The organism is Bradyrhizobium sp., from assembly GCF_049798375.1.
In the GTDB taxonomy this organism is placed as follows: domain Bacteria; phylum Pseudomonadota; class Alphaproteobacteria; order Rhizobiales; family Xanthobacteraceae; genus Bradyrhizobium.
In genome coordinates, this window is record NZ_JBARGP010000525.1 from 1 (window position 1) to 8,710 (window position 8,710).

8 protein-coding genes are annotated in these 8,710 nt (G+C 65.3%); 1 reads left to right on the forward strand and 7 read right to left on the reverse strand.

The window, feature by feature from the left end; translation table 11 throughout:
- The coding region (locus WA702_RS21255) for a flavin monoamine oxidase family protein (RefSeq protein ID WP_425112517.1) at positions 1-1,233 on the forward strand (1,233 nt) is incomplete at its 5' end.
- A 294-nt stretch (positions 1,234-1,527) separates the two neighbouring features.
- Here WA702_RS21255 and WA702_RS21260 read toward each other — a convergent pair.
- From WA702_RS21260 to WA702_RS21290, 7 genes are all read right to left on the reverse strand, one after another.
- Positions 1,528-2,322 (reverse strand): PadR family transcriptional regulator, encoded by a 795-nt coding sequence (locus tag WA702_RS21260; RefSeq protein ID WP_425112518.1) that lies wholly within the window; start codon positions 2,320-2,322, stop codon positions 1,528-1,530.
- A gap of 167 nt (positions 2,323-2,489) precedes the next feature.
- Positions 2,490-3,068 carry an ABC transporter substrate-binding protein gene (locus WA702_RS21265; RefSeq protein WP_425112519.1) on the reverse strand — a complete coding sequence of 193 codons (579 nt, stop codon included), beginning with the start codon at positions 3,066-3,068 and terminating at the stop codon, positions 2,490-2,492.
- Positions 2,996-3,289, reverse strand: coding sequence for a hypothetical protein (locus WA702_RS21270; RefSeq protein WP_425112520.1), 294 nt, complete (start codon positions 3,287-3,289; stop codon positions 2,996-2,998). The genes WA702_RS21265 and WA702_RS21270 overlap by 73 nt, the downstream gene beginning before the upstream one ends.
- 29 nt (positions 3,290-3,318) lie before the next feature.
- Positions 3,319-4,632, reverse strand: coding sequence for a C4-dicarboxylate transporter DctA (dctA, locus tag WA702_RS21275; RefSeq protein ID WP_425112521.1), 1,314 nt, complete (start codon positions 4,630-4,632; stop codon positions 3,319-3,321).
- Between the two features lie 32 nt (positions 4,633-4,664).
- Positions 4,665-5,636 (reverse strand): amidohydrolase family protein, encoded by a 972-nt coding sequence (locus WA702_RS21280; protein WP_425112522.1) that lies wholly within the window; start codon positions 5,634-5,636, stop codon positions 4,665-4,667.
- 85 nt (positions 5,637-5,721) lie between these two features.
- Positions 5,722-8,259, reverse strand: coding sequence for an ATP-binding cassette domain-containing protein (locus WA702_RS21285; RefSeq protein WP_425112523.1), 2,538 nt, complete (start codon positions 8,257-8,259; stop codon positions 5,722-5,724).
- On the reverse strand, positions 8,256-8,710 hold a 455-nt coding region (locus tag WA702_RS21290), incomplete at its 5' end, for a branched-chain amino acid ABC transporter permease (protein WP_425112524.1). The genes WA702_RS21290 and WA702_RS21285, both read right to left, overlap by 4 nt.

The following is an 8,710-nucleotide window of genomic DNA, read 5'->3' on the forward strand; positions in this document are numbered from 1 at the left end:
GCAGGCCTGATGGCAGCGCGCGAGCTCGGTCGCGCCGGCAAGAGCGTGACGATCCTGGAAGCGCGCGACCGCTGCGGCGGCCGGATCGATCCGTTGCCCGCGGCGGAATTCGGCTACCGCGCCGAGGGGGGCGCCGAGTTCGTGCATGGCGAGGCGCCCGTGACGCGGCGCCTGCTGGGCGATGCGGGCTTGTCGCTGCTGCCGTTGGAAGGGGCGAGGTGGACCGTACGCAATGGCGCGTTCAGCCGCGATGAGACGCCTGAGCGAAACAGCGACGCGCTGGATCGAGTGTTGTCCGAACTGGCATCGGACATGTCGGTCACGACGTTTCTCGATCGCTACTTTGCCGGGGAGGAGTTCGCGCCGCTGCGGCAGTCCGTCGTCCGGATGGTGATGGGCTATGACGCGGCCGATCCTGACCGCGCCAGCGTGTTGGCGCTGCGCGACGAGTGGATGCATAGCGAGCGCAGTGCCCAGGGGCGGGTTGTCGGTGGCTATGGTCCCATGATCGACTTTCTGGTCGCGGAGTGTCGCAAGCAAGGCAGCGATCTTCATCTGCGGGCCGCGGTCAGTGCCATCGACACGACCGACGGCGGCGTGTGGGTTCGTTGTGCCGACGGCAGTAGCTACAGTGCTGATGCCGCGATCCTGACCGTGCCGGTGCCGTTGCTGCAGGAGATCGCGCTGGCGCCAGGGATGCGCGACAAGGTGGCGGCGGCGACCCAACTCGGCTTCGGCAATGTCATCAAGCTGCTGCTGCGTTTCAGGAGCCACTGGTGGACCAGCATCAAAGACAAGAATCTCTCGGACCTGATGTTCGTGATCTCGGACGCCGCGGTGCCGGTGTGGTGGACGCAGCGCCCGACCGAGCATGCGGTCCTGACCGGCTGGCTCGGCGGTCCTCCGACCGGCAGCTTGGCCGATCTCGATGAAGCTCAGCTGATCGAGGCTGGCCTTGCTTCGCTTGCTCAGGTTTTCGGGCTTTCAAAGCCGCAATTGAAGACGGAGCTGGTCGCGGCGCGCGCCATCGACTGGGGCAAGGACCCGTTCGCGCGCGGCGCCTATTCCTATGCAACGCTTGCGACGCGCCGGGTGCAGGCGGAGCTCTCGGCCTCGGACGGCAGCGCGATCCTGCTATCAGGCGAGGCGCTCTATCAGGGCCGCGACATGGGAACGGTCGAGGCCGCGCTGTCGAGCGGCCTGGAGACGGCGCGGACGCTGTTGGGGGATTGATCGAACTGAGGGCGCGCGTGCTGAGGCACATAGCGCGCGGCACGCTCGATGCAACCTCGTCCCGCTCTTGTCCGCCATAGCTCGAAGAGCGACGGCGGATGCGGGGAGAGGTCGGATGGCATAGAAGATGACATCCGGGTGAGGGGGGACAGGTCTAACAACAAACACCGAGCAAGCGTCTGCCCCTCACCCCAACCCTCTGCCCGTAAAGAACGGGGAGAGGGAGCAGGCCGCCGACTGCGCGATCGCCTGTACTTCTCTCACATCGCCTACTCTCCCCGATCAACACTTCTCTCACACCGACGCGCTGCCGTCGTCCTCGCCCTGGATCTCGGCGATGGCGCGGTTGAGGATGTCGCTGACGCGCTTGGCCTCGTCCTCGCTCCAGCCGTGCTGGTGCAAAGCGAGTGCGGTCCGCAGCGTCTGCATCGACTGCATCACCTGTTCCGGGGGACGCATGCCGCCCATGGTGCGCGCCATGATGCGCATGCGGCTCAGCATGCCCTCGATCGCGGCTGCGTCGTCCTTGAGTGCCTTCCGCCCGGCCTCGGTGATGGCGAACAGCTTCTTGCCGCCTTCGGAGGCGGCCGCTTCGATCTGGCCCATGTCCTCGAGCAGGCTGAGGATCGGGTAGACCGAGCCCGGGCTCGGTGAATAGGCGCCGCCGACCAGCTGCTCGACCGCCTTGATCAGCTCGTAGCCGTGGCGCGGCTTCTCGCCGATCAGCCACAGCAGCAGCGCGCGCAGGTCGCCCGGTCCGAAAAAGCGTCCGCCGCCACCACGGCCGAAGTCTTCGCGGCCGCCGCGCCAACCGCCGCGCTCGAATGAGCCGTGTCCCCCGCGATGACGGCCGAATCCGTGCTCGCGTTTGCCGAGCCTGGCATCGCCATCGTCATCGAGGCCGTGCCCGCGGCCATGGTGGCCACCGCGGTCCCAGCCGCGTTCGTCGTTGTCCTCACGCCGGCCGCGATGACTATCGCCGCCCCATCCGCCTCGTTCGCGGCCGTCAAGCTGGCCGCGATGCTCCCAGCAGTGGTCGTTATGCCCATGCCGGCCGCCATGACCGAAATCCCAGTGATGATGTCTCATTTATATGATCTCCGTTGCATACAAACGATATATCGTTTCATTATTTCGTTTGTCAAGCAAACGAGCCGCGAGGGACACCGCAGCTCCGGGGTAAGGCTATGAAACTTAGGGGTCTATTGACATCAGACCGGTAGGGCGGTCGGGCCGAACGTCTCTTCGCCGAGACCTCAGGGCGTTATCACGCCCTTGAGGTCGGCGCGTTTCGCGGCATCAAGCACCAGACCGGACTCGCCGATCTCCTCGGTGAAGCCGCGCAGGAAATCGCCGGCTGCCTCGCGGCCTTTTGGGATCGCGATGGCATGGTGCTCCTCGCCCCAGCGGCCCTGCAGCACGTGCGAGCCGGGCACCTTCTCGGCCATTTCGAACAACGTTGCCTTGTTGGTTGCGAACGCGTCGATCTGATGCGCCGTAAGCTGGCCGATCGCGTCCTTGATGGTGGCGATGCGCACCACCGTGGCGTTCTTCAGATCGTGGCTGAGTTCCGCATCCGACGAGCTGCCGGTGGTGACGCCGACCTTGCGTCCCGAAACGTCGATCTCGCCGACGTCCTTCACCGGAGAGCCTTCGGCTAAGAGATAGCCGAGCTCGATGCGCAGATAGACCGGCGCGAAGTCCATCAGCTTGGCGCGCGCCGGCGAGGCGTTGGTAAAGGCGACGTCGGCCGCGCCGGTTTTCACCGCTTCCAGCACCTCGGCATTCTTCGCGTAGACCACCGGCTCGTAAGGAACGTGCAGCTTCTCGGCCAATGCCTTGCCGACCTCATAGCCGACGCCGCGAGATTGGCGTTCGGATCGGGCAGGATCGAGGTCGGCGTGCCCGGATAGAGCGCGGCGCGCAGCTTGCCCGTGGGCGCGAGGATGTGCGCGATATCGGCATCAGTGGCTTGCGCCGGCGCGAGCGCGCCGGCCAGCAGGACCACGAATGCAAAGCCGATCGCGGGCATGGAGCGGCGCGAGAAGCATGTCATGACGAGGTCTCCCAGAGATTCAGACGCGATCAAGCCGCGGTATCGACGGCTTCGCCGGCCTCCAGCACCTGCTTGAGCCGGGCCGTGTCGAGTGCGTTTTCCCAGCGCGCGATCACGATGGTCGCGACCGCATTGCCGATCAGATTGGTGGGCGTCAGGCCTTGTGACATCAGGCGATGGATGCCGAGCACCAGTGCGACGCTGGCGACCGGGATGGTGCCGGTAGCGGCGAGCGTCGCGGCCAGCACCACGAAGGCTGCGCCGGCGATGCCGGCCGCGCCCTTCGATGTCACCAGCAGAATGATGATGAGGCCGATCTGATGTTCGATATCGAGATGGGTGTTGGTGGCCTGCGCCAGGAACACCGCGGCGGTCACGAGGTAGAGGCAGGTGCCGTCGAGATTGAAGGAATAGCCGGTGGGGATCACCAGCCCGACGATGCTCTGCTCGCAGCCGGCCGCTTCCATCTTGGCGATGATGCGCGGCAGCACCGTCTCCGACGACGTGGTGGCGATGCAGACCAGGATCTCGTCCTTGATGTAGCGGATCAGCTTCCAAAGGCTGAAGCCGGAGAGCGCTGCGATCGGCCCGAGCACGATGACGATGAAGATGATGCAGACGACGTAGAAGCCGCCGATCAATTGCCCGAGCGACGACAATGAGGCGATGCCGAACTTGCCGACGGTGAAGGCGATGGCGCCGAAGGCGCCGAGCGGCGCCGCCCACATTACGATGTTGACGATGCCGAAGATCATCTTGCCGCCGGCATCGACGACATCGGTGACCGGTTTGGCGCGCTCGCCAAGCCAGATCAGCGCGAAGCCGCACAACACCGCGATGAACAGCACCTGCAGGATGTTGCCTTCCGCGAACGCGCCGACAAAGGTCTGCGGAATGATGTTCATTAGGAACGGCACTAGGCCGACCGCTGCAGTCTGCTTGACGTAGGGCTCGACCAGGCTCGCGTTGAGTGTGGCCGGATCGATGTTCATGCCCACGCCGGGTCGCCAGATGTTGACGGCCACAAGAGCGATGATCAGCGCGAAGGTCGTGATCACCTCGAAATAAAGCAGCGCCTTGATCGCGACCCGTCCGACCTTGGCCATGTCGGCCATATGCGCGATGCCGCTCACGACCGTGCAGAAGATGATCGGCGCGATCAGCATGCGGATCGCCTTGATGAAGGCGTCGCCCAGCGGCTGCATCTTGGCGCCGAGCTCGGGATTGAGCGCACCGAGCGCGATGCCGGCGGCCATCGCGATCAGCACCTGCACCCACAGCTCCTTCCACCAGGCGCGGCTGCTATCTCGGCGCGTCGCGGCGGTGACTGTCGAAGCTGTCATCATGAGTCCTATAGGTTCGGGCCGCGAGCGGCTCAGCTCTTGCTATCGAATTTGAACAGCCGCTCGGGATTGCCGACCAGCAGCTTGTGCCGGACACTCTCGTCGCGTGCATAAAGCGGGATCAGGTCGACGAGATCGCCGTCGTTCGGCATGAACTTGACGTTCGGGTGCGGCCAGTCGGTGCCCCAGATGACGCGATCCGGCGCATTGTCGATCAGGCGCTTGGCGAACGGCACGGCGTCATGGAACGGCGGTCCGGAGGCGGAGGCGCGCTCGGGGCCGGTGATCTTGATCCAGCACTTCTCGTCATTGGCGTGCAGATCCAGCAGCGCCTTGAACTCGGCATCGTCGATGCTTTTGGCCGCACTGATGGTGCCCATGTGGTCGATCACGTAGGTGACCGGCAATGCTTTCAGAATGGGCACGAATTCCTGGATGGTGCCACGCTCGAGATAGACATCGACGTGCCAGCCGATCGCAGCGACGCGGTCGACCAGGGTACGGAACACCTTGATGTCGCCGACGCCGCCGAGTCGCCGCAGGAAGGCGAAGCGGCAACCGCGGATGCCGGCCTTGCCCAGTGCGGCAAGCTCGGCATCGGACATCCCGGCGTTGATGTTGGCGATGCCCTTGTAGTTGCCGTTACTCTGGGCAATCGCATCGGTCACGACGCGGTTGTCGGTGCCATGCACGGTGGCATTGACGATGACGGCGCGCTCGACCCCGATCTTGTGGTGCAGCGCGCGGAACAGTTCCAGGCCGGCGTCCGGCGGCGAGTAGGGCCGCTTGGCCGCGAAGGGATATTGGGCGGCCGGCCCGAAGATATGGGTGTGGGTGTCGACGCTGCCGGCCGGCGCCTTGAACACCGGCGTCCTGGTGTTCGGATCAGGTCCGGGAATGGTCGGAATGGCGGCCTCTTCGGCGCGCGCAGCCAATGGCCCGGCGCCCAGCGCCGCCGCCGCTCCCAGTCCTCCCATCGCTGCCAATAGCTCACGTCGCAACATGGCTTATCCTTTTCCTCAAAATCGGATCGCGATCAAGTCGCGGGATTGGTTGTCTGATGCATGACGGCGCACGCATCCGCATCTGTTACAGCCAGAGGATGCTCTTGCGATAGGCGAGGTCTGACAGCAGCGGGGCCGCGGGCCCCTGATGGAACACGGCGCCGCGCTCCAGCGCGAACACGCGGTCGGCGAGTGCCAGCACGAGGTCGAGATTGTGCTCGACGATGACGATCGAGATGTGCTGGCGGAGCGCGTCGAACACCTTGAACAGCTCGAGGGTGACCGCCGGCGCGAGCCCCTCGAACGGCTCGTCGAGCAGCAGCAGCTTGACGTTACCCGACATGGCGCGGGCGACTGCGACCATCTGCTGCTCGCCGCCGGAGAGATAATCAGCGGCGACGTCGAGCCGCTCCGTCAGGCGCGGGAAATAAGACAGGATCTGCGCCTCGCCCCAGACCACGCCGGCGCTGCCGTCGGTCTTGCGAGCGAGGCGCCCGAGCGCGAGATTCTCCCGCACGCTCATGCCGGCGAACAGGCCGCGGCCCTGCGGCACGTAGCCGATGCCGGCACGGGCGATATCGGGCGCTGCAAGCCGCGTGATGTCGCGGCCCTCGAAGGTGATGGTGCCGGATTTTGCCGGGACCAGTCCGGCGAGCGTCTTGAGCAATGTCGACTTGCCCGCGCCATTGCGGCCTAGCAGGGCGACGATCTCGCCCGCGCGGACGTCGAGCGTGGCGTCGTTGAGGATATGGCTCTTGCCGTAAAAGGTATTGACGTGCTCGAAGCGCAGGATGGTCTCCGCCGCTTCGTTCGCCGCGTCGTTGCGCTGGTGCTCGACCTCGGGCACGCCTTTGCCGGTGTAGATCTCCTGCACCCTGAGATCGGCGCGAACGGCAGCCGGGCAGCCGCTCATTAGTACCTCACCCTGGTTCATGACCGTGACGACATCGGAGAAGCTCAGGATGCGATCGATGTCGTGCTCGACGATCAGCACTGGAATGTTGGAGGCGACGTTCTTGACCAGGTTGGAGACGCGCTCGCGCTCGGCAGCGGCAAGGCCCGCGAGCGGCTCGTCGAGCAGCAGCACCTGCGGCTTCGAGCCGAGCGCGATGCCGAGATCGACCAGGCGCTGGCCGCCGTAAGAGAGATCGCCGCCGTTGATGCCCTCGATGCCTTCGAGGCCAAGGAATTTGACCAGCTCGGCAGTTTCGGCGTGGATCTCGGCATAGCTGTCAATGTCGCGCCAGAAGTTGAAGCGCATCGACCGGCGCGCCTGCAATGACAGCCGCAGATTCTCGTAGATCGGCAGGCCGCGAAACAAATTGGTGATCTGGAACGAGCGAGCCAGCCCGTGATGGCAGATCACGTTGGATCGCACGCCCTGGATCTCGCGGCCGTCGAGGCGGATGGTGCCGGTGTCGGGCACGTAGAGGCCGGAAACGAGATTGAACAACGTGGTCTTGCCGGCGCCATTAGGCCCGATCAGCGCGTGGATCTGGCCCGCACCGACGGTGAGGCTCGCTTTAGCCACCGCGCGGATGCCGCCGAACTTGCGTGAGATGTCGGTTACCTCGAGCACGCTGCCCTGCAGTGCCTTCGGCCGCAGGAAGGCCGGCAGCGGCAGGCCGTCATAAACCTTGCGCCGGCTCATCGCGGCTGCCTCGTCCGGAAGAGGACGCAAGCGGCGCATCAGCTTGGCCCAGATGCCGACCAGGCCGTCCGGCGAGTACAGCACGAAGCCGACAAAGACGATGCCGAACCAGAGCAGCCAGTTCGCCGTCCAGATCGAGAACAGCTCGCGGAACAGGATGAAGAACAACGCGCCAAGCGCCGGCCCCAGCAGGCTGCGCATGCCGCCGATCACGACCATGGCCAACAACTCGCCGGCGAACGGAACCGAGACGGCCTCGGCCGAGACCAGATAGTTCTGGAATGCGATCAGGCCACCGGCCAGGCCGGTGACGACGGCGGAGATGACGAAGACCGCAAGCCTATAACGCTCGATTGGATAGCCCTGAAAGGTGGCGCGCAGCGGATTTTCGCGGATCGCGACCAGCACATGACCGAATGGCGAGCGGGTGATGCGCAGCAGGATGAACAGCACCGCAAGCCCCATCAGTGCTGTGACGACGTAGTAGTTGAGCGTGGGATCGAGGCTGATGCCCAGCACGCTGCCGCGCTTCAGGCCGCCGAGCCCGTCCTCGCCGCCGGTGACTTCGCTCCAGCGAAAGCAGGTCGTGTAGGTGAGAGCTGCGAGCGCGAGCGTCAGCAGCGAGAAATAGACACCGCGCCGGCGCAGGATCACGACGCCGACGAACGCAGACGCCGCGGCCACCACGACCATGGATGCCAGCAGCGGCAGCCAGATCTCACCGGGAAACAAATGCAGTTGAATCAGCCCGGCCGCATAGGCGCCGATGCCGAACCAGGTCGAATGACCGAACGAGACCAGGCCGGTGTAGCCGACGCAGAGGTTGAGCCCGAGCACTGCGATCGCGAGCCCCACCACCATGATGCCGGTGTTGAGTGACAGTCCAAGTCCGCTCACCAGGAACGGCAGCAGCACTAGCGCGATGACAGCCAGCAGCAGCGGACGATATTTATGGGCTGATGACGTCGTCATTCGAACTTCTCGATCCGCTCGCCGAGCAGCCCGCGCGGGCGTACCAGCAGCACCGCGAACATCAGGATGTAGATCGAGGCCTCGCCGGCCGCGGGCACGAAATGGATGGTGATGCCCCTGACGACGCCGACCAGGAGGGCGGCCAGCACGACGCCCCAGAAGCTGCCGAGCCCGCCGATCACGACCACGACGAAGGCGACCGTGATGATCTCGGCGCCCATCGCCGGATGCACGATGGTGATCGGCGCGAAGAAGGCGCCGCCGAGCGCGGCCATGCCGACGCCGAGCATGACGATCGCGGTCATGTAGGGCTGCAGGCGGATGCCGAGCGCCGCCACCATGTCGGGGCGCTGGATGCCGGCGCGCACCACGCGACCGAACGAGGTCTTCTGCAGCAGCAGCCAGATGGCGAGCAGCACCGCTGCGACCACGGCGAGGATCAAGAGGCGAT